The organism is Bacillus sp. SIMBA_008, from assembly GCF_046535495.1.
Taxonomy (GTDB): Bacteria; Bacillota; Bacilli; order Bacillales; family Bacillaceae; genus Bacillus; species Bacillus subtilis.
The window spans coordinates 1-358 of sequence record NZ_JAWRWL010000122.1 but is presented as its reverse complement, the minus strand read 5'-3'; the positions used below and the strand labels follow the sequence as shown (position 1 = coordinate 358).

Below are 358 nucleotides of genomic sequence, written 5' to 3'. Positions count from 1 at the left end.
CCTTTTTTTAAAATAATCGCCACTTTCCAAGGAATGGATGGATTGACAATGGAGATTGCCTTAACTAAACTTTGATCAGTCTTTTTCACTATCGACTGAGGGAAAATGGAAATACCTAGTTCTTCTCCAATCATTTCGCTGATAAAATCCCATTGAGAACTTTCATAAACAATATTTGGACGAAAACCGGCTCTAATACACTCCTGAATAATCCGATCGTGAAGAGAAAAGTCTTCACTAAACAGGATGAAAGGTTCATTTTTCAAGTCTTGCATTTCCACAATCTCTTTATGAACAAGCGGGTGAGCGGAATGAACGAAGAGCATCAGTTCTTCATTAAGCAATGGAATGATATCAA

Annotated in this window: 1 protein-coding gene; it reads right to left on the bottom strand. The window is 36.9% G+C overall.

Going from position 1 to position 358, the window contains the following annotated elements; all coding sequences use genetic code 11:
• A partial coding sequence (locus SB658_RS22440; RefSeq protein WP_410602423.1) for a LysR substrate-binding domain-containing protein occupies positions 1-358 on the bottom strand: 358 nt, incomplete at both ends.